Annotated in this window: 22 protein-coding genes, 1 tRNA gene and 1 pseudogene; 12 read left to right on the top strand and 12 right to left on the bottom strand. The window is 63.0% G+C overall.

Annotation, left to right across the window (positions count from 1 at the left end):
- Positions 1 to 12: 12 nt before the first annotated feature.
- Complete coding sequence (locus BMX04_RS09390; RefSeq protein ID WP_074785996.1) at positions 13 to 495, bottom strand: hypothetical protein; 483 nt, start codon at positions 493 to 495, stop codon at positions 13 to 15.
- 155 nt (positions 496 to 650) lie between these two features.
- On the opposite strand from BMX04_RS09390, the gene BMX04_RS09385 reads away from it, so the two are divergent.
- On the top strand, positions 651 to 1,553 hold the full coding sequence (locus BMX04_RS09385) for a pirin family protein (RefSeq protein WP_074785995.1): 903 nt from the start codon (positions 651 to 653) through the stop codon (positions 1,551 to 1,553).
- Between the two features lie 65 nt (positions 1,554 to 1,618).
- Here BMX04_RS09385 and argE read toward each other — a convergent pair whose 3' ends face one another.
- A complete protein-coding gene (gene argE / locus BMX04_RS09380) occupies positions 1,619 to 2,782 on the bottom strand; it encodes an acetylornithine deacetylase (RefSeq protein ID WP_074785994.1) in 1,164 nt (387 codons plus the stop codon).
- 2 nt (positions 2,783 to 2,784) lie between these two features.
- Positions 2,785 to 4,605 carry an ABC transporter ATP-binding protein gene (locus tag BMX04_RS09375; protein ID WP_074785993.1) on the bottom strand — a complete coding sequence of 607 codons (1,821 nt, stop codon included), beginning with the start codon at positions 4,603 to 4,605 and terminating at the stop codon, positions 2,785 to 2,787.
- Positions 4,606 to 4,896: 291 nt separating this feature from the next.
- On the opposite strand from BMX04_RS09375, the gene BMX04_RS09370 reads away from it, so the two are divergent.
- The 3 genes from BMX04_RS09370 (at position 4,897) to BMX04_RS09360 (ending at position 8,612) form a co-directional block, all read left to right on the top strand.
- Positions 4,897 to 6,603, top strand: a complete 1,707-nt coding sequence (locus tag BMX04_RS09370) for a peptide ABC transporter substrate-binding protein (RefSeq protein WP_074785992.1) — start codon at positions 4,897 to 4,899, stop codon at positions 6,601 to 6,603.
- 76 nt (positions 6,604 to 6,679) lie between these two features.
- Positions 6,680 to 7,687 carry an ABC transporter permease gene (locus tag BMX04_RS09365; RefSeq protein ID WP_074785991.1) on the top strand — a complete coding sequence of 336 codons (1,008 nt, stop codon included), beginning with the start codon at positions 6,680 to 6,682 and terminating at the stop codon, positions 7,685 to 7,687.
- Positions 7,680 to 8,612: an ABC transporter permease gene (locus BMX04_RS09360; protein WP_050661244.1), complete on the top strand. Its 933-nt coding sequence runs from the start codon at positions 7,680 to 7,682 to the stop codon at positions 8,610 to 8,612. The genes BMX04_RS09365 and BMX04_RS09360 overlap by 8 nt, the downstream gene beginning before the upstream one ends.
- 309 nt (positions 8,613 to 8,921) lie before the next feature.
- Here the strand turns inward: BMX04_RS09360 and BMX04_RS19400 are convergent, their stop codons facing one another.
- The 6 genes from BMX04_RS19400 to BMX04_RS09335 all read right to left on the bottom strand — a co-directional run bounded on the left by BMX04_RS19400 (position 8,922) and on the right by BMX04_RS09335 (position 14,168).
- A complete protein-coding gene (locus BMX04_RS19400; protein ID WP_175477345.1) occupies positions 8,922 to 9,071 on the bottom strand; it encodes a hypothetical protein in 150 nt (49 codons plus the stop codon).
- Entirely contained in the window at positions 9,056 to 10,054 is a 999-nt protein-coding gene (locus tag BMX04_RS09355; protein ID WP_244888513.1) for a phage portal protein, read from the bottom strand. Before BMX04_RS09355 ends, BMX04_RS19400 begins: the two co-directional genes overlap by 16 nt.
- 149 nt (positions 10,055 to 10,203) lie before the next feature.
- On the bottom strand, positions 10,204 to 10,968 hold the full coding sequence (locus BMX04_RS09350) for a potassium channel family protein (protein ID WP_074785990.1): 765 nt from the start codon (positions 10,966 to 10,968) through the stop codon (positions 10,204 to 10,206).
- A 64-nt stretch (positions 10,969 to 11,032) separates the two neighbouring features.
- Positions 11,033 to 12,850 (bottom strand): ABC-F family ATP-binding cassette domain-containing protein, encoded by a 1,818-nt coding sequence (locus BMX04_RS09345; protein ID WP_074785989.1) that lies wholly within the window; start codon positions 12,848 to 12,850, stop codon positions 11,033 to 11,035.
- A gap of 41 nt (positions 12,851 to 12,891) precedes the next feature.
- Positions 12,892 to 13,623: a GNAT family N-acetyltransferase gene (locus BMX04_RS09340; RefSeq protein WP_074785988.1), complete on the bottom strand. Its 732-nt coding sequence runs from the start codon at positions 13,621 to 13,623 to the stop codon at positions 12,892 to 12,894.
- Positions 13,624 to 13,700: 77 nt separating this feature from the next.
- Positions 13,701 to 14,168 (bottom strand): outer membrane protein assembly factor BamE, encoded by a 468-nt coding sequence (locus BMX04_RS09335; RefSeq protein ID WP_074785987.1) that lies wholly within the window; start codon positions 14,166 to 14,168, stop codon positions 13,701 to 13,703.
- 88 nt (positions 14,169 to 14,256) lie between these two features.
- Between BMX04_RS09335 and BMX04_RS09330 the strand changes: the two genes are divergently transcribed.
- The 4 genes from BMX04_RS09330 (at position 14,257) to BMX04_RS09315 (ending at position 17,288) form a co-directional block, all read left to right on the top strand.
- The gene (locus BMX04_RS09330) at positions 14,257 to 14,814 is read left to right on the top strand and encodes a YceD family protein (protein ID WP_083398144.1); all 558 of its coding nucleotides are present in this window, start codon (positions 14,257 to 14,259) and stop codon (positions 14,812 to 14,814) included.
- A 167-nt stretch (positions 14,815 to 14,981) separates the two neighbouring features.
- Complete coding sequence (gene rpmF / locus BMX04_RS09325; RefSeq protein ID WP_050661262.1) at positions 14,982 to 15,188, top strand: 50S ribosomal protein L32; 207 nt, start codon at positions 14,982 to 14,984, stop codon at positions 15,186 to 15,188.
- Positions 15,189 to 15,210: 22 nt separating this feature from the next.
- Positions 15,211 to 16,317 carry a phosphate acyltransferase PlsX gene (plsX, locus tag BMX04_RS09320; RefSeq protein ID WP_074785986.1) on the top strand — a complete coding sequence of 369 codons (1,107 nt, stop codon included), beginning with the start codon at positions 15,211 to 15,213 and terminating at the stop codon, positions 16,315 to 16,317.
- On the top strand, positions 16,314 to 17,288 hold the full coding sequence (locus tag BMX04_RS09315) for a beta-ketoacyl-ACP synthase III (protein ID WP_074785985.1): 975 nt from the start codon (positions 16,314 to 16,316) through the stop codon (positions 17,286 to 17,288). The genes plsX and BMX04_RS09315 overlap by 4 nt, the downstream gene beginning before the upstream one ends.
- Here the strand turns inward: BMX04_RS09315 and BMX04_RS19050 are convergent.
- The gene (locus BMX04_RS19050; protein WP_139194527.1) at positions 17,235 to 17,618 is read right to left on the bottom strand and encodes a hypothetical protein; all 384 of its coding nucleotides are present in this window, start codon (positions 17,616 to 17,618) and stop codon (positions 17,235 to 17,237) included. The two genes, BMX04_RS09315 and BMX04_RS19050, sit on opposite strands and share 54 nt — an antisense overlap.
- Between BMX04_RS19050 and ihfA the strand changes: the two genes are divergently transcribed.
- The 4 genes from ihfA (at position 17,610) to BMX04_RS09295 (ending at position 20,121) form a co-directional block, all read left to right on the top strand.
- Positions 17,610 to 17,912: an integration host factor subunit alpha gene (gene ihfA, locus BMX04_RS09310; protein ID WP_074785984.1), complete on the top strand. Its 303-nt coding sequence runs from the start codon at positions 17,610 to 17,612 to the stop codon at positions 17,910 to 17,912. The two genes, BMX04_RS19050 and ihfA, sit on opposite strands and share 9 nt — an antisense overlap.
- A gap of 14 nt (positions 17,913 to 17,926) precedes the next feature.
- The gene (locus tag BMX04_RS09305) at positions 17,927 to 18,832 is read left to right on the top strand and encodes a MerR family transcriptional regulator (protein ID WP_074785983.1); all 906 of its coding nucleotides are present in this window, start codon (positions 17,927 to 17,929) and stop codon (positions 18,830 to 18,832) included.
- A 56-nt stretch (positions 18,833 to 18,888) separates the two neighbouring features.
- A tRNA-Pro gene (locus tag BMX04_RS09300) sits at positions 18,889 to 18,965 on the top strand.
- Positions 18,966 to 19,044: 79 nt separating this feature from the next.
- A complete protein-coding gene (locus BMX04_RS09295) occupies positions 19,045 to 20,121 on the top strand; it encodes a 2'-deoxycytidine 5'-triphosphate deaminase (RefSeq protein WP_074786114.1) in 1,077 nt (358 codons plus the stop codon).
- Between the two features lie 147 nt (positions 20,122 to 20,268).
- On the opposite strand, the gene BMX04_RS09290 is transcribed toward BMX04_RS09295, so the two are convergent.
- The gene (locus BMX04_RS09290) at positions 20,269 to 22,044 is read right to left on the bottom strand and encodes a Hint domain-containing protein (protein WP_074785982.1); all 1,776 of its coding nucleotides are present in this window, start codon (positions 22,042 to 22,044) and stop codon (positions 20,269 to 20,271) included.
- A 1,068-nt stretch (positions 22,045 to 23,112) separates the two neighbouring features.
- Positions 23,113 to 23,428, bottom strand: a pseudogene (locus BMX04_RS19645) (hypothetical protein); the annotation flags it as partial.

Raw genomic sequence — 23,428 nt, 5'->3', positions numbered from 1 at the left:
GCCAGCCCCCGATCAATCGGCCCCGCGCTGCGTGATGCGTTCCTGAATCATCTCGGCCATGACCTTGGCCGGGGTGCCGGGCGTCACGCCCCCCACCCCCACGCGCCGCCCGATCCGCCACCAGATTCCCGGCTCCCAAGCAAACGGACCCTTGCGGCTGAGCTTGAGCATGAAGCCGTTCGAGGGCTTGAAGGCGAACGCCCCCCGGTCCACCCCGATAATCTCGTCCATTTCCGCCACGACGCGCCCGTCGCTGCATGTCAGGCCCGCAGGCGACAGCACCAGTCGCAACGTGGTCGCTTGCCACATGCGCTGCGCCAGCCACAGCGCCCCGGTGCCGAACCCCACCATGAAGACCTGCCAGCCCAGGCTCGGGGATTGCACCAGCGCGAGATAGAGCAGGATCAGGCCCAGCCCCGCCACGGACCCCACGCCGATCACCCGGCGCCCCGCCGAAGCGGTCAGCACCACCTGCACGTCTTCATCGTCAATCATCGCGCGTCTCCCTTTGCCCCGCGCGTTTACCCCGCCTGCCCCGGCTTGGCGAGGGGGATCGTCAAAAACGCACAGCGACCCTTTGCTTGCTAACAGACCGCCCCCTGCCCCCGCGCGGCACGCATGCTTATCTAAGGGTCTGAAAGGAGACACCCATGTCGATCAGACCCGTTCTCGAAACCCGCCCCGCGCAGCCCACGATGGAGGGCGCAGGCGTGCACCTGCACCGTGCCTTCGGCTTTCACGACCCGTCCGAACTTGATCCGTTCCTGCTCTTCGACGATTTCCGCAACGATGATCCGGCGCGCTATGCCAAGGGCTTTCCGTGGCACCCGCATCGCGGCATCGAGACGATCACCTATGTCCTCGAAGGCGCGGTGGCCCATGGCGACAGCCTCGGCAACACGGGCACTTTGGGCGCGGGCGATGTGCAATGGATGACCGCCGGGTCGGGCATCCTGCATCAGGAAATGCCACGCGGCAACGCCGCCGGGCAGATGCACGGCTTTCAGCTTTGGGCCAACCTGCCCGCCCCGCTCAAGATGACCGCACCGCGCTATCAGGATGTGACGTCCTCCGATATCCCCGAGATCATCGACGATGACGGCACCCGCGTGCGGGTGATCGTAGGCGAATTCTGGGGCAGGCGCGGCCCGGTGGACGGCATTGCCGCCGACCCGCAATATCTCGATATCTCAGTGCCGCCGGGGGTGCGGAAAACCTTTCGCGTCGACACCTACCGGCGCAGCTTTGCCTATGTCTTCGCCGGGTCCGGGGCCTTTGCCGATGCCTCGCGGCCAACCGGCGTGCTGCTGGAAAAAGAGGTGGCGGGACAGGAGCTCCATCTGCGCGACCCGTCCGGCGACCGCACGCTGGTGCGCTTCGGCACCGGCGACGAGGTCACCGTGCAGGCGGGCGAGGATGGCGTGCGCTTTCTGCTGATCTCGGGCGCGCCGCTGCAAGAGCCGGTGGCATGGCATGGCCCGATCGTTATGAACACACAAGATGAATTGCGTCAGGCCATGCGAGAGTTGCGCGATGGCAGCTTCATCAAATAACGCGTTTGATGCGGCGGATCGGTCCCGGGATTTCCGGGCCATTCGCGCATCGACCGGGGCAGGCCTCAGCCCCGCAATTTCTCGACCAGCCGCCGCATGAAATCATGCCCGGCCTCGAACTGCGCCACGGTGATGAACTCGTCCGGCTGATGCGCCTGCGCGATATCGCCCGGCCCGCAGATCACCGCCGAATAACCGCGTTCCTGAAACTGCCCCGCCTCGGTGCCGTAGCTGACCACGTGGCGGCCATTGTCACCGGTGATCTGCCGCGCCAGCCCCTCCGCCGCGCCGCCCTCTTCCGGCTGCAACCCCGGCACCCGGAACTTGCGGCGCAGCTCGATCCGCGTGTCGGGATGCACCGCCTGCATCTCAGCCTCGGCCTCTGCGACCCGCGCCTCGAACCGCGCGCCCCACTCCTCGGGGTCCTCACCCGGCACGACGCGGAAATCCATGCCGAAACGGCAGTCCTTGGCGGTGATGTTATGCGCCGTACCGCCCGAGATCTGGCCGACATGCAGCGTTGTCCAGGGCGGCTCGAACATTGACCCAAGCTCTGACGGCGTGCGCGCCCGGTTTTCGGCGTTCTGCTGATTGGCCCAGTCGATCAGCGGCGCGGCAGCCATGATCGCGTTGACCCCGCGATGCATGATCGAGCTATGCACCTCGAAGCCCACCACATGCACGTCATAGCCCAGCCCCCCCTTGTGGCCGGTGACGGCCTGCAGGGTCGACGGCTCTCCGATGATCGCAAGCTCCGCGCGTGGCAAGACCTCCAGCATCCGCTCGATCATCGGCGGCGCACCGACGCAGCCCACCTCCTCGTCATAGCTCAGCGCCAGTTGCAGAGGCCGCGCGACGCCCGCATGATGCGCCTCGACCAGTGCCCAGATGGCAAGCGCGTCAAAACCCTTCATGTCAACGCAACCGCGCCCGAAATACTTGCCGTCTCGCTCCTCCACGGTAAACGGATCGCTGGTCCACGGCTGGCCATCCACCGGCACCACGTCGGTATGCCCCGACAGGACCACACCGCCCTCGACCTCCGGTCCGACATGGGCGAACAGCGCGGCCTTCTCGCCGGTCTCGTCATAATGGCGATGCGCGGTGATGCCATGCTCGCGCAGATAGTCCTCGACCCAATCCACTAGCGGCAGATTGCTGTCACGGCTCACGGTTGGAAAGCTCACGAGCGTCGTCATCAGCTCGACCGGCGAAAGTCTCTGGGTCATGATCAATAGCCGCTATCCGAGGTCAGCACGAAATGGCCCGGGTCCACCTCTTTGTATTCCGACGGCCCCGGCTCGTATCCGACCGGATGGATCGGCGACGGGATCGGCTTGAAATTCAGGTCCTTCTCGGATTTCCGGCGGCGCGGATCGGCGACCGGCACGGCCTTCATCAACGCCTGCGTATAGGGGTGCTGCGGGTTTTCGAAGACGGCGGCGCGCGGCCCCCGCTCGACGATCCGGCCCAGATACATGACGCCGACATCATGGCTCACCCGCTCGACCACCGCCATGTCATGGCTGATGAAGAGATAGCTCAGCCCCAGTTCGGCCTGCAATTCCATCATCAGATTCAGCACCTGCGCCTGCACGCTCACGTCAAGCGCGCTCACCGCCTCGTCGGCCACGATCAGCTTGGGGTTCAGGGCCAGTGCGCGGGCAATCGCAACCCGCTGCCGCTGCCCACCCGACAACTCATGCGGAAACCGCCGCAAAAACGAGCGCGGCAATTCCACCCGATCAAACAGCATCGCCACCCGGTCATCCATTTCCGACCGGCTCACAAGGCCATAATTGCGCATCGGCTCGGCCACCTGATCGGCCAGCTTCATCTGCGGATTGAGGCTCGCGAACGGGTCCTGAAAGACCATCTGCATATCGACACGGGCCTTTCGCAGATCACCGGGATCGAGCGCGATGATATCGGTGCCATCCAGCACCACCTCGCCCGCCATCGGCTCCACCAGCCGCAGGATCGACCGCCCGGCGGTGGATTTCCCGCACCCGCTCTCGCCCACAAGGCTCAGCGTGCGGCCCTTGGCGAGCGAAAAGGACAGATCCTCGACCGCATGCACATTCGCCACCGTCCGGCGAAAGAACCCGCCCTTCACGGCGAACCGCGTGGTCAGGCCCTTGACGTGCAACAGCTCCTCGTCACTGCCCTCGATCGGCTTGATATCCTGCGCATCCGCGCCCACCAGCTTCATCGGTTCGGGATAGGCTTTGCCGCGCATCTCGCCCAGCTTCGGCACGGCGGCCAGCAGCGCCTTGGTATAATCATGGCTCGGCGCCTCGAAGATCTGCTCGACGGTGCCCTCCTCGACCTTGTTGCCGCGGAACATCACGACCACCCGGTCGGCCATCTGCGCCACCACCGCCATATCATGCGTGATAAAGATCACCGCCGTCCCGGTGTCGCGCTTCAAGCGGTCCATCAGCGCCAGGATCTCGGCCTGAATGGTCACATCAAGCGCCGTCGTCGGCTCGTCCGCGATCAGCAGGCGCGGCTTGCAGGCCAGCGCCATGGCGATCACCACCCGCTGCCGCATCCCGCCAGACAATTCATGCGGATATTGATCGAGACGGCGCTCCGGCTCGGGGATGCGCACCTCCTTCAAAAGCTCCAGCGCCCGCGCACGGGCCTGCCGCTTGTCCATACCGCGATGCACGCGCAGCCCCTCGGACAGCTGCCGCCCCACGGTGAACACAGGGTTGAGCGCGGTCATAGGCTCCTGAAAGATCATCCCGATCTCATTGCCCCGGATCGTGCGCATCAGCCCCTGTTCGGTCTGCACAAGATCGACCTCGCCCCCCTCGCGGCGATCAAATAGCATCCGCCCGCCCGCGATGGTCCCGCCGCCATATTCGATGAGCCGCATCAGCGACAGCGACGATACCGACTTGCCCGATCCCGATTCGCCCACGATGCAGACGGTCTCGCCGGGATTGACCTCAAAGGACACATCCTCGACCCCCACCACCGGGCCATCCTTGGTCTCGAAGGTGACCCGAAGATTCTCGATCCGGGCAATCGGGGTGTCCAGCATGCGGCGCGGCCTTTTCTCATCCATGAGGGGCAATGCCGAAACGCTACTCACTTTCTGGGTTCAGTGTCAAACCATGTACATTCGATCACGTCAGATTGCGGAAATCGCAGAATGCGCCCCTTGCTTTTTGCCCGAATCCGGTCTGTGATGCACGAACCGGCGGGGATGCGGTGCGGGTACAAGCGTGTGCCCCCGTCCTCTTTTCCGCCACGCCAAGCCCGGCAAAAGTCGGCAAAACCGAAAACGAGATGGCCGAACCAGAGCTGTCCAACACCGGAGGAAGTAAACCCCATGACCCTGAAATCCCTGCTTCTCGGGGCAACCGCTGCGTCGTGCCTTGGCCTTGCGGCCCATGCCGAACGCGGTGCCGACGGCCATGTCAACGTGATCTACTGGCAGGCGCCGTCGATCATGAACCCCTACCTGTCCGGCGGCACCAAGGAGATCGAGGCGGCGAGCCTCGTGATCGAACCGCTCGGGCGCTACAACGAGAAAGGCGAGATGGTTCCGTATCTCGTCGAGGAAATCCCAACCGTCGAGAACGGCGGCGTCGCCGAGGACCTCAAGTCGATCACCTGGAAGATCAAGCCGGGGCTGACATGGTCCGACGGCACGGCCTTCACCGCCACGGACGTGAAATTCACCGCCGATTACTGCATGAACCCCGAGGGCGGCTGCGCGCAGCTTGCCAAGTTCGAGGGCGTGGAGTCGGTCGAGGTGATCGACGACCTGACCGTGAAGGTCAATTTCGCCGACGCCCAACCCAACCCCTACGGCCCCTTCATGGGCGGACAATCCCCGATCATCCAGGCCGCGCAATATGCCGAATGCACCGGAGCACGGGCCTCGGAATGCGCCGAGGAAAACTTTGCCCCCATCGGCACCGGACCGTTCAAGGTGGACGAGTTCCGCCCCAATGACGTGATCTCGCTCTCGGCCAATCCCGAGTATCGCGACCCCGAGAAGCCCGCCTTTGCCACCATGACCTTCAAGGGCGGCGGCGATGCCACGGCGGCAGGCCGCGCGGTGCTGGAAACCGGCGAATTCGACTACGCCTGGAACCTGCAGCTTGCGCCCGACGTGATCGCCAACATGGAAGAGGCAGGCCAGGGCGAGGCGCTTGCCGCCTTCGGCACGCTGGTCGAGCGGATCGAGGTCAACCTGACCGATCCATCGCCCGACCTGCCCGAGGGCGAACGCGCCACGGCGGCGCATCCGCACCCGTTCCTCACCGACCCGGCAGTGCGTCAGGCGCTCTCCATGGCGATCGACCGCGTTTTGCTGACCGAGATCGGCTATGGCAAGGCGGGCAAGCCGACCTGCAACTGGGTCCCCGGCCCGGATATCTACGCCTCCGACAATACCGAATGCCTGACGCAGGATATCGAAGGGGCCAAGGCGCTGCTCGACGAGGCCGGCTGGACCGACAGCGACGGTGACGGCGTGCGCGACAAGGACGGCGTGGAACTCTCGCTGCTGTTCCAGACCTCGACCAATGCCGTGCGCCAGGATTTTCAGGCGCTGATCAAGCAGTGGTGGTCGGAGATCGGCGTCGAGACCGAACTGCGCAACATCTCGGCCTCGGTGTTCTTCGGCGGCGATCCGGGTAGCCCGGACACCTTCCAGAAGTTCTATGCCGATGTGGAGATGTACGCCAACCTCTTCGACGGCACCGACCCGCAGAACTATCTCGCCTCGCGCACATGCGGCAAGGCCCCGCGCCCCGAGAGCCAGTGGCAGGGCGAGAACATCAACCGCTTCTGCGACCCGGAATATGACGAACTGGTCAAGGAGCTGGGCCGCACGGCGGACCTGAACGAGCGGGCCGAGATCGCCATCAAGCTCAACAACATGATCACCAGAGACGCCAACGTGATCATTCCCCTCGTTCACCGTGGCCGGGTCTCGGCCAAGTCCAACACCCTGGGCGGCGTGGTGCTGAACGTGTGGGATACCGAGCTGTGGAACGCGGCTGACTGGTACCGCATCAAGGAGTGATCCGGCCCGCGCCGGATAAGGGCCGGGCGCATGCCCGGCCCCTCTTTTCATTGAATACCCCGCAGAGGCGCCGCACATGCTGACTTTTACGATCCGACGGCTCGTGCTCTCGATCCCCACGCTGCTATTCATCAGCCTCGTGATCTTCCTGCTGCTCGAACTCGCCCCCGGCGACCCGATGGCACAGGTGCCGCTGACCGTGCCGCCCGAGGTCAAGGAACGCATGCGCGAGGCACTGGGCCTGGGCGAGCCGACCCATGTGCGCTTTTTCAAATGGATGTACCAGTTCTTCGTGGTCGAGCCGATGCTGCTCTTCGACCATATCTTCGGCACGGCCCTGGCCGAAGGCCAGCAGCGCGTGCTCAGCTGGCAGTTCCGCTCGCCGGTCATGGACGTGATCGTGCAGCGCATGCCGCAGACCCTGTGGGTGGTGGCGATGTCCTATGTGGTGGGCATCCTGATTGCCCTGCCCATCGGCATCTATTCCGCCTACCGGCAATATTCGCTCTTCGATCAGGCGGGCACGTTCATCACCATGGTGGGCTACTCGGTGCCGCCGTTCTTCTCGGGCGTGCTGGTGATCGTGATCTTCTCGGTGCAGCTCGGCTGGCTGCCCTCGATCTACGATACCACGCTGGAGGTCGTCGACTGGGAGACCTTCAAGAAACAGATCCTGCAGATGGTCATGCCGGTGATGGTGCTGGCCTTGCAGACCACGGCGCAGATCAGCCGCTTCATGCGCGCCTCGATGCTCGACAATCTCAACCAGGATTATGTGCGCACCGCCCGCGCCAAGGGGTTGTCGGAATGGGCGGTCGTCATGGTGCATGTGCTGCGCAACTCGATGATCCCGGTGGTCACGGTGATCGCGCTCGGGGTTCCTTACATCTTCGGCGGCGCGATCATCACCGAGCAGATCTTCAAGGTGAACGGCCTTGGCCAGCTTCTGATCACCGCCATTCAGGCCAATGACCTGCCGATGGTGCAGACCGTGACCTTCATGATCGCGGTGCTCATCGTGTTCTTCAATATCGTCGCAGACGTGCTCTATGGCGTGCTCGACCCGAGGATCCGCTATGACTGACACCCCCAAACCGATCACCGCCCTCGCGGATGAGGGCCCGACCGCCCCGCCGCGCAGCCATTGGCGCGATGTCTGGGACCAGTTCAAAAGCCACCGCGGCGCGCTCGCCGGCGGGCTGGTTTTGTTGTTCATCATCCTCGCGGTCTTTCTCGGGCCCTATATCTGGCCCTATGACGCCACCTATATCGACATCCGCTCGCGCAATCAGGGGCCCACTCTCGCGCATCCCTTCGGCACCGACCAGCTGGGCCGCGATACGCTGGCGCGGATGCTGGAAGGCGGGCGCACCTCCATCGCCGTGGGGCTGACGGCGATGCTGCTGGCGCTGGTGCTGGGTTCGCTGATCGGCGTTCTGGCCGGGTTCTTCCGCCGCCTCGACGGGCCGCTCATGCGCTTTACCGACCTCTTCCTGTCGCTGCCGCTGCTGCCGCTGCTACTGGTGATGGTGCTTCTGTTCCGCGAGGCGCTGAACGGCATGTTCGGTCCGGAAATGGGCATCTTCATCCTGATCGTGGTGGCCATCGGCGTCACCAGCTGGATGCCCACGGCGCGGATCGTGCGCGGCGATGTTCTGGCCCTGAAGGAGCGCGAATTCATCCTCGCCGCCCGCTCCATCGGGACCACCAATTTCAATCTCATCACCCGGCATATCCTGCCCAACGTGATGTCGCCGATCATGGTCTCGGCCACGCTTGGCATCGCCAATGCGATCATCACCGAAAGCGCACTGTCGTTCCTGGGCCTCGGCTTTCCGCCCGATTTCCCGACTTGGGGGCGGCTCCTGAACGATGCGACGCAATATCTGCAGGACTACCCCGAGCGGGTGTTCTGGCCCGGCCTCGCGATCTCGCTCACGGTGCTGTCGATCAACTACATGGGCGACGGCCTGCGCGACGCGCTCGATCCGCGCATCCGGGGGCGCTAGGGCCTTGCTGCCGGGCCCAGGATTAAAGGTGGCAGGGGCGGGCCGGTTATGGCCTGTTGCTGCCGTTGAAGTTCAACCCCAATGCGCGGAATCAAGGCGCGGAACGCGCCGCCGCGCAGCGCCCGACCGCACCCCGGGCGGGCGCTTTTGCAAGGTCACAAACCCGCGCAATCGTTGCAGTATTTTGCTGCCATAAAGCGCACCCCACTGAGGTTGCAACGCCCACCCGCGGTCGGGCACCGCGCGGCTTGTCCCTGAAATGGCAATGGTAGCAACAGCCCAAACCTGCCTCCAATCCGGCCCCCTAAATCACAGCTCCAACCCCGCAAACCGCCCCGGCCCGAAACTGGCCGAAACCTGCGCCACCTCGATCCGCTTACCCGCATCCGGTCCATCGGCTACCCTCGCAGCCGCCGGGTAGGTCCACACCGGGGCCTCCACCACTACCTTGCGCAACACCTCAGCGGCAACACCGTCAGCCGGTAGAACGCCCGGTTCGCCTCCTGGTAATTGGCGAATGTCGCGTCGCCGGGAATGCCCAGCAACATCGGCGGCACGCCGAAGGCCAACGCAATTTCGCGCGCCGCACTCTCCTTGGTCTTCTGAAATTCCATGTCCGACGGGCTGAAGCCCATCGGCTTCCAGTCAAGCCCGCCTTCCAGCAACATCGGGCGGCCCGCATTACGCGCGCCCTGATGATGCACCTCCATCTCGGCGACCAACCGGTCATACTGATCCGAGCCGAGCGCCCCATGCCCCTCGGCCCCCTTGTAGACAATCGCCCCCGACGGCCGTGCCGCATTATCCAAGAGCGCCTTCGACCAGCGGCTCGCGGCATTATGCACATCCGCCGCCTGCGCCGCCGCCTGCAACGGCGACAGCCCGTAGTGATCGTCCTGCGGATGAAAGCTCTTGATATGGCAGATGCAGGGGGCGCCTTCGGAGACATCGAACCGATGCTTGCGCCCTGCCACGGCATATTCATAGCCCACCGGCCAGCCATCCGCGCCCGGCACCACGCTCATCCGGTCCGAGCGCAGCACGTGCAACTCCACCGGCACGCCACCCGCGCCCACGGCCTCGACATAGCCATTGCCGGTCAGCAACAGCTGGCCATAGAGCGCCTCGAACAGTTCCGCGCGGCCTTGCGCCGGGTTCGGCATCTTGATCAGGCTCAGCACGGGGTGCATCGCAAAGCGTTGCTCGGCATCCTGCATGACCAGCGGCAGGGCGGCGGCGGCCTCGGCGATCATCTTGACACAGCGAAACCCCACCGGATTGCCCGCAAAGCCGGTCCGCGCAAGGCTCACCACGTCACGCGGGCTCCACGCCACGCGACCGGCCCCGCCCCAGGCGACGACGCGTCCCGCGGCGCTCGCCTTCTGCTCAGGAACGGCCTGCGCCTCCGCCTCATGACCCTGCCGGAAGAAATCCAGTATCATCGTGCCACTCTCCTTGATCCCGCATCGGTTCAGGCCTCTTGCCCGCTTGATGAGGATCAGACCCCGAAAGGTCTAAGGAAAGTGAACCGGACCGCGCGCACCGCGCGCCGTCGAAACACACCGACAGAATACCGACGCGATACAGCCCTCTAATCAGAGCCTTCGGTCTCGATCTTGATTTCACGCCCACAATGCTTGCAATGGATCGCATCCGGGTCATGCCTGAGCAACCCGCAGCCCTCGCATTTCTGCCGCACCTTGGCCGGCAGAAAGATCGCCCGCGCCAATCGCAGGAACAGCCCGACCCCGACCACCATGATGCCCACGGCCAGCAATCGCCCGGTGCCGGTGGTCATCAGAATGTCGCCATAGCCGGTCGTGGTCAGCGTCGTCACCGTGAAATAAAGTGCGTCGACATAAGTGTTTAGCCCCGGCTCCTGCCCGCCGCGCAGCACCAGAACCAGCGCCGTCATCGCAAAGATGAACACCAGCAGATTGACCGCCGCGACAATCGCATCCTCGTGCAATCGAAAGACCCGCACATCACGCCGCAGGTCCTTGAGCAGGTGATACGAATGCACCAGCCGCAGCGCCCGCAACAACCGCAGCGCCGCCCAACCCTGCCCGAGAAACGGCGCGGCAACGAGCGAGGCCAGAACCAGAACATCAATGATCACATAGACTTGCCGCAAATGCCTCAGACGGTTCTCGGCGATCCACAACCGGCAGGCAAGATCCGCAAGGATGATCACAGCAATCCCCGCATCCGCCGCAATCAACCCCGCGCCGAGCGGCATGGTCGCGGTGGCGAGGAAAAAGACGATCGAGACTGCATCGAAAATCAAAAGCGCATAGCGAAACCGCGTGGCACGTTTTGAGCGGCCCTCGTACAAGAGCCTGACACGATCCCTCATGCTGCGATCCGATCCACTCATAGGGGCGAGCATAGCCGCGCAACTCCGCGACTTACAGGTGAAATCAGCCCTCAGCCTCGGCCTTTTCCGCCAGCATCAGCCACTCCTCCTCGGCCTGCGCCAGAGCCGCCTGCCGCGCGCTCAGGGCCTCGGTCGCCTTCTTGAACTTGACCGGCTCTCGGGTAAATAGATCGGCGTCGGCAAGCAGCCCTTCCAGCTTGGCGATCTCGGCCTCCAGCCGCGCGATCACCCCCGGCAGTTCCTCCAGCCGATGCTTGTCGGTAAAGCTCAATTTCGAGGACTTGTCCTGCTTTGACTTTGCCGCCTTACCTTCTGTTTTATCAAGTTTTCTTTCCATCGGCGCGGCCTCATCCCGGCCCCGCTGCGCGCGGTAGTCGCTCCAGCCGCCAGCATAGGTAGTAGCGTGCCCGTCGCCCTCCATCGCGATGGTCGTGCTTGCCACGCGGTCCAGGAAATCCCGGTCGTGGCTGACCAGCAGAACCGTGCCATCGTAGTCGTCGAGCAGTTCCTGCAACAGGTCCAGCGTCTCGATATCGAGATCGTTGGTCGGCTCGTCGAGCACCAGCAGATTGCTCTCGCGCGCCATCAACTTGGCCAGTAACAGCCGCGCTTTTTCCCCGCCTGACAGGGACTTGACCGGCGCACGCGCCTGCCGTTCGTCAAACAGGAAATCCTTGAGATAGCCCACCACGTGACGCGGCTGTCCGCGCACCAGCACCTGATCCGCCTGCCCCGAGACGCGCATGTCGATATCGCCGGTCAGGCTCTCCCACAGGCTCATTTCAGGCGCAAGCTGCGCGCGCGCCTGATCGAAAACGGCGGGCAGCAGGTTAGTGCCGTGGGTCACACGTCCGGTATCCGGCGCGACCTCGCCCATCAGCATTTTTAGAAGCGTCGTCTTGCCCACGCCGTTGGGCCCGACAAAGGCCACGCGATCCCCGCGCAGGATTTTGATGCTGAACTCACTCAAGATGAGCTTATCGTCGTAACACTTTGAAATTCCATTAGCTTCTATCACCTTGCGTCCCGAGGACGGGCCCGAATCGAGCGCCATCGCCGCTGTGCCCTGACGGCGGATCTGACTGCTGCGCTCTGCCCGCAACTCCTGCAACGCCCGCACCCGGCCTTGGTTGCGCTTGCGCCGCGCGCTGATGCCTTCGACAGCCCACCGGGCCTCGGCCTTGATCTTGCGGTTGAGCTTGTGGCGCTGTTGGTCCTCTTCCTCCCAGACCTTGTCGCGCCAGGCCTCAAATCCCTCAAAACCGCGCTCCTGCCTGCGCACCATTCCCCTATCAATCCAGAGGGTTGCACGGCTAAGCTCACGTAGAAAGGCGCGATCGTGGCTGATCAGCACATACCCTTTGCGCGTCTCGCGCAGCTGCGTCTCCAGCCATCCGATTGCCTCGATATCAAGGTGGTTGGTCGGCTCGTCGAGCAGCATCAATTCGGGCGCCTCAGCCATCAGCTTGGCCAATGCCGCGCGCCGCCGCTCCCCGCCCGAGGCGGTCTCTACGGGGCGGTCAGGATCGAATTTCAGCCCCTCGGCGGCCATCTCCACGCGGTACATCTCGCCCGCGTCCAACTCGCTCATCGCGAACTCACCCAAGGTGGCAAAGCCCTTCATTTCGGGCTCTTGCTCCATGTAGCCCACGGATGTCCCGGGCGTCACGATGCGCTCGCCACGGTCCGGTTCCACCAGCCCGGCCAAGATCTTCATCAGCGTCGATTTGCCGGATCCGTTGCGCCCCACCAGCGCCACCCGGTCACCCGGCTGCACGACGAGCGATAGCGCGTCAAAAGTCGGCTCGCCCCCGAAGGTGAGGGAAATATCGTTGAGTTGGAGAAGCGGTGCACGTGCCATGAGCGCGGGCTATCCCGCCGCCCCGGCGCGGTCAAGCACCCTCAGCCAGCCATCGCCCGCAATAGCCGCTTTCGCGTATCGGGAATGGCCCCGATCTCGACCCCGGTAAAGACATGCAGCGTGCCAAGGTTGCGGTCGATCACCGCGTGATCGCTCACCCAGCCCCCCATCATCAGATAGGTGCGCAACAACGGCGGCATGTGACGCATCGCCAATTTCAGATCGGGTTTGTGCCTCTTGAGGCGTTGCGCGAATCGAAAGACGCTTGGTGCCTTGACGCGCGGCCACCAGCGATGCGGGGCCAGATGCCGCTCGCGCAGCACGGCAAAAGCGTCGAGATAATCGCCCGCGTCCACACCCTTGAACGACGAACAGCCAAACAGCATCCCGATGCCCTGCTCATCCACGAACCGGGTCATCGCAGACCACGCAACGCGCAAGATATCGGGGTCGTTCAGGCCGGGTGCGATGCAGAACCGGCCCATCTCGGCCATCTTGCCGTCAAACTCCTCAAGGGCAGACAATTCGTAGAACTGCGCCGAATAGCTCTGCGCGATCTCACAGCCGTCGTAGAGGGTCATAATACGAAAACAGCAGACTAGCCGACCCGTCGTGCTCTCCTCGACCAATATGTGATCACAGATATCATCGAAGGGATCGACATCAAGCCCACTGTCCTGACCGAGGAATGCGACCGCCCGCAGGGCTTGTGCCCGCCGGATATCCTCGTCGCCGACGCCGCGCCGCGCCAGATACCGCCTCTCGCCTGTCATTGCAGCCTCTTCACATGCCAGCGTGAGCCTAGCCAAGGCCCCGCTAGCATACAAGCCATGACAGACGCATGACGACGCTAGCTGCCGAATTCGGTGTCGTTCGCGAAGGGATTGATGTTCCCAAGGTTACCGAGCATCTGCCGCAAGAAGCCATTATCGACGACCGAGCTGTCGGTCACACGGCGCGTCAGCGGCACGACCTTGCCGTCCTCAAGCCCAAACGTCTCGATGTTGGCGATGGTGTTATCATCGTTGAAGGAAATCGCCAGCACGGTCCGTTCGACCACCTGCGGGCGGAACATGCCCCAGGTGCGCTTGCGTGAGCGGACATAGTAGTAGTCACCCTCGTCCGACATTCCCGACAGCGACGGCGGTCCCACCACATCATCCACCGTGGCGCGTGTATCCACACCGACGATAAGGTTCTGAAGGTCATCTGCGGGCGGCACATAGCCGTGGTTCTTGTAGGTGGCGCTACAGGCCGCAACGGTCAGCACACCACACAGCACAAGGCCGCGAAGTAGTCGGGATGTGGTACCTGTCATGTCTGCCCTCTTGTCATGGCCGCGCGCGGCTTTTATCCCGCTTACATCAAGGTGGCCTGCAGGTTCAAGAAAGGAAGCAGAGGGAAACATGCCCGATGAGACGCAAAATCCCGAAGTGATCCGCGTCGCGCATCTGCGCGGCAAGGACGAGATGCCGTTCGAGATCACACCGGATGCTGCCACGCGCAAGCAGATCGCAGAGGATCTCGGACTTCTCGACCTGCGCAAACTGCGCCTCAGCGGGCGCATTTCGCCAGAGGGCCGCACCGATTGGCTCCTCACGGCCGCCTTGGGGGCCACGGTCGTGCAGCGATGCGTCGTGACGCTCGACCCCGTCACGACCCGCATCGAAGAATCCGTCACACGCCGATTCTCCCCCGACGCCGAACCGCCGGATCTCGCCCCGGGAGAAGAGATGGAGATGCCCGAGGACGACACGCTCGAACCCTTGGGACAAGAGATCGATCTGCGCCGGGTGATGATCGAGGCGCTCAGCCTTGCGCTTCCGCCCTGGCCCCGCAGCGATGGCGCGGAACTGGGCCAGATGACCGCAACCGCCGAGGGCGCGGAACCACTGACCGACGAGGATACCAAGCCCTTTGCCGGCCTCAAGACACTGCGCGATCAACTCAAGGGGGAAGAGTGAAGACGGCCGCGCCGCAACGCGTCAAGAATCGCTTGCCCCGGCAACAAATCTCTGTATTTTCGCGCTCTCATCGGAATTGAGGGTTGAACCGGCGGCTCACTACGGATTAAGAGCCGCGTACACCCGTGAAACCGGGCCATCTGGCCCACAGGAATTGAGGTTGTGACATGGCTGTCCAACAGAACAAAGTATCGAAATCGCGCCGCAACAACCGCCGCGCGCATGACTCGCTGGTTGCGGGCAACCCGAATGAATGCCCCAATTGCGGCGAGCTGAAGCGCCCGCATCACGTCTGTGCCGCCTGCGGCCACTACGCTGATCGCGAAGTCGTGAGCCTCGTTGACGAGATCGACTTGGAAGACGACGCGGCTTAAGCACTCGAAGGCGATATGCCGAATGACCGCTCGGACAGACCAGACGAGGACGGGCCCTGCCCGTACAATCATCTCGGTTGACGCCATGGGCGGCGATCAGGGGCCCGCGGCAGTTGTCGCGGGTATTGCCCATTCTGCACAGAAAAACCGCGAAATCGGCTTCATCGTCCATGGCCCGGGCGATGAACTCAAGCGTCTTGTTGCCAAGCGCAAGGGGTTGGAGTCGCGTTGTGAAGTTCGCCACGCGCCGGACGTCGTCACCATGGATGACAAGCCGAGCAGCGTCGTGCGGCACGGACGCGAAACCTCGATGTGGTCCGCCCTCGAATCGGTGCGCAACGGCGAGGCCACGGTCTGCGTGTCCTGCGGCAATACCGGAGCGCTGATGCTGATGTCAGTGCTGCGCCTGCGCAAACTGCCCGGCATCTACCGCCCGGCCATCGCCGTCATGTGGCCGTCGCAGAACCCGCAAGAACACAACATCATGCTTGATGGTGGCGCGGATATTCGCGCCGACGCGAAGGATCTCATGCAATACGCGCTGATGGGGGCGTCCTACGCGCGCAACGGCTTCGGGCTGGAGCGGCCGCGCATCGGCCTGCTCAACGTCGGCACCGAAGAACACAAGGGCCGTGCCGAACTGCGCGAAGCCTATGATCTCATCGCTGCCAACGCCCGCACCGCGGATTTCGAATTCGTGGGTTTCGTCGAGGGGCGCGACCTGCCCGGCACCGTCTGCGACGTGATCGTAACAGACGGCTTCACCGGCAACGTGGCGCTCAAGACCGGCGAAGGCACCGCCAAACTGGTCGGCGATCTGCTGCGCGAGGCGTTCGCCTATTCGCCGCTCTCCCGCCTTGCGTCGGTGCTGGCCTACACGTCGCTGCGCCGCATGAAGAAACGGGTCGATCCGCGCCGCGCCAATGGCGGTGTGTTCCTTGGCCTAAACGGTACCGTCGTCAAGTCGCACGGATCGGCCGACGCGACCGGCGTAAGTTCGGCGATCAAGCTGGCCTTTGAGCTGGCGCAATCACATTTCACCGAAAGACTCGCCGCGCGCGTGGCCTCTGCTGCGCTCCTTGATCAGGGCGGCAGCGCCGAGAACACCCCGGATGAGGAGGCCCAATGACCCGCCGCGCCGTCATCGAGGGGATCGGTCATTACCTGCCGGACCGCATCGTTACCAATTCCGAATTCGAAAAGACCCTCGATACTTCGGACGAATGGATTCGCACCCGGTCTGGCATCGAGCGTCGGCGCTTCGCCGCCGAAGGCCAGACAACATCGGACCTCGCCCTTCGCGCAGCAAAAGCCGCATTGGCACAGGCCGGACTGACGGCTGAGGACATCGACGGTGTCGTGGTCGCCACCTCCACCCCAGACCTGACCTTTCCCTCCGTCGCCACGATGGTGCAGAAGGACTTGGGCATGACGCGCGGCTTCGGCTTTGACGTGCAGGCGGTCTGCGCCGGATTCATCTACGCTCTGACCACCGCCAACGCACTCATTATGACCGGACAGGCGAACCGGCTTCTGGTCATCGGTGCGGAAACCTTCAGCCGCATCATGGACTGGACCGACCGCTCCACTTGCGTGCTCTTCGGCGACGGTGCGGGCGCCCTGATCCTCGGTGCGCGGGATGGCGATGGCACCAACGCGGACCGCGGCATCCTGTCCTCGGACCTCAATTCCGACGGGCGCTACCGTGACATGCTCTATGTCGATGGCGGGGTCTCATCCACCGGCACTGCGGGCAAGCTGCGGATGCAGGGCAACCCGCTCTTCCGTCAGGCCGTCGAGAAACTCACCTCAACCGCCGAGACGGCCCTCGCCAAGGTCGGGCTGAGCGGCCCCGATGTCGATTGGATCGTGCCGCACCAGGCCAATATCCGCATCATCCAGGGCACCGCCAAGAAGATGGGCCTGCCGATGGACCGCGTGATCGTCACCGTGCAGGATCACGGCAACACCTCTGCCGCGTCGATTCCGCTAGCCATGTCGGTTGGCGTCGCCGAAGGCCGGGTCAAACCCGGCGACCTTGTACTCTCAGAAGCGATCGGCGGCGGCCTGGCCTGGGGTGCCGTGGTCCTGCGATGGTGATCCCGGCCACGCTCTGAGCTGTTTCGCCCGGCCCATTCTGCGACGGCTTGCCAAGCAGAGCAGAAGCGCATGGGTGAGCAACGCCGGAAAGCTATTGATCGTCTCGGAGACGTCGATCGGCGTGCTGGTCATGCTGCGTCCGGTCTGACATATGCCGTGCCCGCCCCATTTACCCATGTTTTGACCGCACATGCCGCGTTGCAGCCCTTGGATTCCGGAAAAACGCGCAAAAAACCGCACTTCAAGGGCAAGGGCTAAGTCGTTGACATTGACTCGGAAATTACCTTCCCGCAAAGTATCGCGAAAAACAGCGGGGATGTAATGGGACATAAGACACTTACAAGAATGGATTTGAGCGAAGCGATTTTTCGCGAAGTGGGGCTGTCGCGAAATGACGCAGCCCAAATGGTCGAGAGCGTTCTGGACCACATGTCCGATGCGCTCGTCGAGGGAGAACAGGTAAAGATTTCGTCGTTCGGCACCTTTTCGGCCCGCGACAAGACTGCCCGTGTGGGCCGCAACCCAAAGACCGGCGAAGAGGTTCCGATCAACCCACGCCGCGTGCTGACCTTCCGACCGTCGCATCTGATGAAAGACCGGGTCGCAGCCGGCAACAAGAGCTAAGGACACCGCCCAATATGGCAAAATCCGCCGACGCCTTTCGAACCATAAGTGAGGTTGCCGAATGGCTGGAGGTTCCGGCGCATGTGCTGCGGTTCTGGGAGAGCAAGTTCACGCAGGTCAAACCCGTGAAACGCGCAGGCGGGCGACGCTATTACCGCCCTGCCGACATGCGGCTTCTGGGCGGCATCAAGATACTTCTGCATGACGAGGGCATGACCATCAAAGGCGTGCAAAAAATCCTGCGCGAAGAGGGGGTGCAGCACGTGGCGGCATTGTCGCGAGGGCTGGGCGGTGAGTCCAGCGATCAGGCGCTCGATATCGCCGCGACCCCTGAGCCGCAGCCGCCCGCGCAGGTCCTCTCGTTCGAGCGTCCGACAGAAAGCGCGAGCGCCAAGGACACGCTTGGGATCACCGCAGATGAGCCTCAGCAGCCGGAGACGAAACCCGAAGAGCATGCGCCCTCTGATAACCAGGCCGATGAGGAGGACGTCGCCGCGGCTGAGGCAACTACCGACGACGCGTCTGAGCCTGCGGACGCCGATGCCGCGCAGGGTGCCGATGACCCGATGCCCAACATGTTCGCAGACGACACGACATCGCCCGAACCGCCCCCGATATACGGGAATGAACAAGGGTCTGAACCGCGACCGTCGGCAGAATCGGAAAACCTCTTCACGGCGTCCGGGAACGCGTCCGCCCCCCAGGACAGCGCGGACGAGCCACCGGCCACTCTCGCGCCGCTGCCCGCCCTGCCTGACGATCCGTCGGACAGCACACCCTCTCCGGCCGGTGCCCTGGCGTCTCTCGCAACGCTCAAACGACCGGTGTCCAGCGATTTAGCTGCCGAACTTGCCGGCTTGGCAACCCGCCTGCGCAGAAGCGGGACGTCAAAAGGCACTAACGGCGCGGGCAAGGATTAAAAATTGGGATTTCCCCCTTGTCCCTACCCGGAAAACCAGTATGAACGGCGCATCGTCGGGCTATGGCGCAGCCTGGTAGCGCGTCCGTCTGGGGGACGGAAGGTCGCAGGTTCGAGTCCTGCTAGCCCGACCAAATTTACCGACGATCCCGCCCGCCTCGGCCCCTCGGGCACCGCAACACGGATGCGGGGCAGGACGAGAGGGTGATGGCGATGACCGGGGTTGTTTCAAGCCAGCAGATCAGGGACATGATCGCCGCAGGCATACTCTCGGCCTCATCCGATATCCTGCCTGAACAGATCCAACCGGCCAGCCTCGATCTGCGTCTTGGGCCCGTTGCCTACCGCGTGCGTGCATCCTTCCTGACCGGCACCGGCCGCACCGTCGCCGACCGGATCGGTGAATTCGAGATGCACCGCATCGACCTTGAACCGGGGGCGGTTCTGGAAAAGGGATGCGTTTATGTCGTCCCGCTGATGGAACATCTCGCCTTGCCCGAAGGCGTGCAGGCCGTGGCCAACGCCAAATCCTCCACCGGGCGGCTCGACCTTCTGACCCGGGTCATCACAGATGGCGGAGTAGAGTTCGACCGCGTGGCCCCCGGCTATGCCGGGCCGCTTTACGCGGAAATCTGCCCGCGCTCCTTCTCCGTGCTCGTCCGCCCCGGCATGCGCCTCAACCAGATCCGGTTTCGCGCAGGTCAGGCAGTGCTCTGTGACGACGCGTTGCGTGCGCTGCACTCCACCACACCGCTCGTCGATGGAGACAGCGCCGTGATCGACGAGGGTCTCGGCTTTTCAGTCGATCTGCGGCCGGCGACCGGCACACTCGTGGGATACCGGGCCAAACCGCATGCCGGCGTGATCGATCTTGACCGGATCGGACATTATGCACCCGCCGACTACTGGGAAGAGGTGCATGCCGAAAACGGCCACATCATTCTCGATCCCGGTGCCTTTTACATCCTCGTCAGCCGCGAGGCGGTACATATCCCGCCCCAATACGCCGCCGAGATGGCCCCCTACGTCGCCATGGTGGGCGAGTTCCGCGTCCATTACGCAGGCTTTTTCGATCCCGGTTTCGGTCATGCGACGGCGGGCGGGGCCGGATCGCGCGGCGTGCTCGAAGTGCGCTGCCACGAGGCCCCGTTCGTGCTCGAACATGGCCAGATCGTCGGACGGCTTGTCTATGAGAAGATGGATCAGGTTCCCGATCAGCTCTACGGGGCAGGAATCGCGTCCAACTATCAGGGTCAGGGCCTGAAGCTTTCCAAACACTTCAAGAGCTGAGCACACGCGCGCGCCAGACTTTTTGTTTCCCAAAAAGAAACAATCCCGGCACATGGCCGGGATTGTTCCCACTCGAAACCGGGTAAGCCCCCGCAACCGATTTCTTTGGCCGGCCACTATGGAGGGCCGACCGGCTGCAAAGGGTTATTATTCCACGAGCAGACGTGCCTCGTGCTTTTTGAGGGACCGGCGCGCCGCCTGATAGGCTTTGACGCCTTGTGCCTCTCGCAGTTCCGGGAAGAGGTCGAAAATCTCGTCACGCTGTTCGGCCCCCATGCCATCCAGCACCTGCTCCCCGGGCTGGAAGCTTTCGGTCCAGGCCCCGTTCGACAACACCACCTCGTGCTGGTTGAACATGAAGTGAATGTAGGTCGTGCCACTCGCCTCGACCTGATCGACGCCCTCCATGCCGGTCAGGTGCTTGGCCGCGGCAAGAACCTCGCGCTCCTCGAAATAGAGCGCGGCGCGCTCGGAATTGAGCAACAGACGGTGCTGCGGGCTGACCAGCATATCGCGCTCAGGCAGGCCATGACCAAGCGCCCCGGCCCGGATCAGAACCGGCTTGAGATGCGGCGCATTCTGCAGATCCTGCATGCCAAGCGCGCGATGCCCGATCCAGCGGATTTCCTGCAAGCCATTGTCGCGGGTGATCACCCGGTCGCCAAGCTGCAGGTCTTCCACCAGCTTTTCCCCGCGCGGCGTGGCAATCAGCGTGCCGGGCGTGAAGCAGGGGATCAGGTTCTCGATCTCGGCAAAGGTCATCTCGCCCGAGACCGTGCCATCACTGTCGATGAACTCGATCCGCCCCGAGGTGGAGTTGCCGTCGGGATCGTCGGTTTCCTCGGCCACGCGCAGCGGGCCCGAGCCACTCAGGTCAAGCGTGTCATTGTCTACGCCGGTGCTGCCGCCATCAACCACGTCGCCCGCAGTGCCGCCGATGATGGTGTCTTCATCTGCGCCACCGACGATCGAGTCAGCCCCGGCACCGCCAGTCAGAACGTCATTGCCGCCCTCACCCAGCAGGGTGTCGTCGCCGTCTTCGCCGATCAGCGTATCGTCACCCGGCGCTCCGCCATCAACGACACCGCCGAGCGGGTTGAAATACACATCCGTCAGGTTGATACCATCGCCGCTGCCGTCCGCATCCGTGTAGCGGACGACAACCTGCGCGACCGGCCCTACGATGCTCACGGAAAGCGCGTTGGCCGCACCGGCATCCGTGCCGGAGCCGCTGCCATCCGCCTCTTCGCCGCTCAGCACTGAGATATCCATGCCACCGGTCAGCGTGACCGGGATCAGGTTGTCATCGCCATCAAAGGCAAATATCTGAATGTTTTCAGTGCAATCGAGATCATTGATCTGGAACGACACATCATTGACGGGGGCCGAAAACTCCAGCTTGAGGTCGGTCTCACCCGCACTCGGCAAGGACGCCGCCAGCGAGCTGTTGGCATCCGCCGGAGTGCCACCGGTCTCGACGCCGTCCACATTCTGAGGGTTGTCGGCAAAGGTGGTGTTCACCGGTCCAGTGGCCTGCAACACGGAAAACGTCACGTCTACGCTGCCGGTATCCTGCACAAAACCGCTGATCGGATCGCCCATCTCGATCGGATTGGCGTCGTTCGTGTCGGGTGCGAGGTCCCATTGAAACACTTCGCGCCCGCCACCGGGATCGCTGCTGTCCCCGACCAAAAGGTCATTCCCCGCACCGCCCTCGACCGAGTCACTGCCGGAGCCTGCGAAAACAGAATCATCGCCCTCCCCCGAAAGGATGGTGTCCGATCCGCCAAAACCATCGACGACGTCGTTGTTCGTGCCACCCGGACCATTGCCCGCATCAATGGCCTCACCTTCCGGATCGGCAGCAAATGTCGCATCGATACGGTTGTCGCTGTTATCGCCTTCAACCCTGTTCGTCGCCATGTTCTTCTCCCACTAGACACGGGGTCGGCATGTACCCCGAAGTGCTAAACTCAAATTCCCAAAGTTGGCGATGCGACCACGCGGGACGACCGTCGCAACCGAATTGCAAGGAGAATGACAGCGTAGCCCATGACCGAACGGGCCTCTTTCGGATCCCGACGTCCCATCGAAATGTCAGTTATCCAACCAACTACACAGCGATCACACTTTTGCACACGAGACATGTCACGCGCCGATTACGTGCGGTCGCCCCCAGACCTAGCAACATCACCCCCCAGTTGGGCTGCATTCTTTCTACGCCAGCCCTCTCGAACCCCCAAGGGGAATTTGGGCCGAAAAGTGCCGAAGAAATGTTCGCACGCCCCAAAATTCGCCGCATTTACCATGGCTTCGCCACAATCTCGATTCGGCATTGTTTCTCGAAACTTGCATCAAATTGGCATGAACCCAGTGATAACGACCTTGTGAGATGCATTTTCAGACGTCGTTTCACTCAAGCCGGTCCGATATTGTTTCAAAAACGCGTTCAGCCCGGCAGGCCACGTATCCGGCAAATTATGGCAAAATTCAGTCACACAGACTTATTCTGATAGTGGGTCAATCCGCAGATTCGGGACGAAACGTTTCCAAGCATTCAACAATCTCAAAGGCACAAGACGCGACGCGCCTGATTCGCGTGCAGCCGCCACTACGTCATTCAATTCGGGAGGTTGGTGCCCAAGGCGAGACTCGAACTCGCACGGTATTGCTACCGGGGGATTTTGAATCCTACCGACTTTCATACATATCAATACTTTAAACCGACGCTGAAACCACAAACGCACCAAGAACGTATCGTGAAAGTGGTTTCGCCTCCTCGATCAAGAATGGATCAAGAAAAGTCCCGCCACGGGACGACCAGGCGGGGCGGGCAGGGTTAGATCGGTCTACGATCTCTTGCTATGGCGGACCGACATGGCCAGGTTTTGACCGACGATTTTGCGCCGATTGACCGCCTCATGGGCCGCAATGATTGATTTTGCGTTACGGGAGGTGGAAATCGATTTCGCTGACTTCCGGTCTGTGGATTCAACGGATCGCCGCAAAACAGCCTTCAAAATTCTCGGCTGGGGTTTTATATTGCGAGGTCTTTCTGGGTCGTTCGTTGAGTTGCCGAGAGACTGCGCTGAGTTTGGCTTGGCTATAGTTCGACACATCGATGCCGCGCGGGAAGTATCGGCGCAGGAGCCGGTCGGTGTTCTCGTTGCTACGGCCCTCGGCGGAAAACCGCGAGGAAAGTGCCCCGATAGGTGCCTCTCCGCCGACGACACCGACATTCCCGCAACACCGGTAGAATGACAGCCTCGGCGGCGCTTGCCTGAGGTGGTGGCTCTCTCCGATGAAT

Origin of the sequence: Roseovarius tolerans, assembly GCF_900109855.1 — a bacterium.
GTDB lineage: Bacteria > Pseudomonadota > Alphaproteobacteria > Rhodobacterales > Rhodobacteraceae > Roseovarius > Roseovarius tolerans.
The sequence above is the reverse complement of the archived record's forward strand: the minus strand, read 5'-3'. Positions and strand labels throughout refer to the sequence as shown.

Bases quoted from the DNA above. Each gene is read 5' to 3' on its own strand.
- BMX04_RS09390 (WP_074785996.1), bottom strand. From the start codon at position 495: ATGATTGACGATGAAGACGTGCAGGTGGTGCTGACCGCTTCGGCGGGG.
- BMX04_RS09385 (WP_074785995.1), top strand. From the start codon at position 651: ATGTCGATCAGACCCGTTCTCGAAACCCGCCCCGCGCAGCCCACGATG.
- argE (WP_074785994.1), bottom strand. From the start codon at position 2,782: ATGACCCAGAGACTTTCGCCGGTCGAGCTGATGACGACGCTCGTGAGC.
- BMX04_RS09375 (WP_074785993.1), bottom strand. From the start codon at position 4,605: ATGCTGGACACCCCGATTGCCCGGATCGAGAATCTTCGGGTCACCTTC.
- BMX04_RS09370 (WP_074785992.1), top strand. From the start codon at position 4,897: ATGACCCTGAAATCCCTGCTTCTCGGGGCAACCGCTGCGTCGTGCCTT.
- BMX04_RS09365 (WP_074785991.1), top strand. From the start codon at position 6,680: ATGCTGACTTTTACGATCCGACGGCTCGTGCTCTCGATCCCCACGCTG.
- BMX04_RS09360 (WP_050661244.1), top strand. From the start codon at position 7,680: ATGACTGACACCCCCAAACCGATCACCGCCCTCGCGGATGAGGGCCCG.
- BMX04_RS09355 (WP_244888513.1), bottom strand. From the start codon at position 10,054: ATGATACTGGATTTCTTCCGGCAGGGTCATGAGGCGGAGGCGCAGGCC.
- BMX04_RS09350 (WP_074785990.1), bottom strand. From the start codon at position 10,968: ATGAGGGATCGTGTCAGGCTCTTGTACGAGGGCCGCTCAAAACGTGCC.
- BMX04_RS09345 (WP_074785989.1), bottom strand. From the start codon at position 12,850: ATGGCACGTGCACCGCTTCTCCAACTCAACGATATTTCCCTCACCTTC.
- BMX04_RS09340 (WP_074785988.1), bottom strand. From the start codon at position 13,623: ATGACAGGCGAGAGGCGGTATCTGGCGCGGCGCGGCGTCGGCGACGAG.
- BMX04_RS09335 (WP_074785987.1), bottom strand. From the start codon at position 14,168: ATGACAGGTACCACATCCCGACTACTTCGCGGCCTTGTGCTGTGTGGT.
- BMX04_RS09330 (WP_083398144.1), top strand. From the start codon at position 14,257: ATGCCCGATGAGACGCAAAATCCCGAAGTGATCCGCGTCGCGCATCTG.
- rpmF (WP_050661262.1), top strand. From the start codon at position 14,982: ATGGCTGTCCAACAGAACAAAGTATCGAAATCGCGCCGCAACAACCGC.
- plsX (WP_074785986.1), top strand. From the start codon at position 15,211: ATGACCGCTCGGACAGACCAGACGAGGACGGGCCCTGCCCGTACAATC.
- BMX04_RS09315 (WP_074785985.1), top strand. From the start codon at position 16,314: ATGACCCGCCGCGCCGTCATCGAGGGGATCGGTCATTACCTGCCGGAC.
- ihfA (WP_074785984.1), top strand. From the start codon at position 17,610: ATGGGACATAAGACACTTACAAGAATGGATTTGAGCGAAGCGATTTTT.
- BMX04_RS19050 (WP_139194527.1), bottom strand. From the start codon at position 17,618: ATGTCCCATTACATCCCCGCTGTTTTTCGCGATACTTTGCGGGAAGGT.
- BMX04_RS09305 (WP_074785983.1), top strand. From the start codon at position 17,927: ATGGCAAAATCCGCCGACGCCTTTCGAACCATAAGTGAGGTTGCCGAA.
- BMX04_RS09295 (WP_074786114.1), top strand. From the start codon at position 19,045: ATGACCGGGGTTGTTTCAAGCCAGCAGATCAGGGACATGATCGCCGCA.
- BMX04_RS09290 (WP_074785982.1), bottom strand. From the start codon at position 22,044: ATGGCGACGAACAGGGTTGAAGGCGATAACAGCGACAACCGTATCGAT.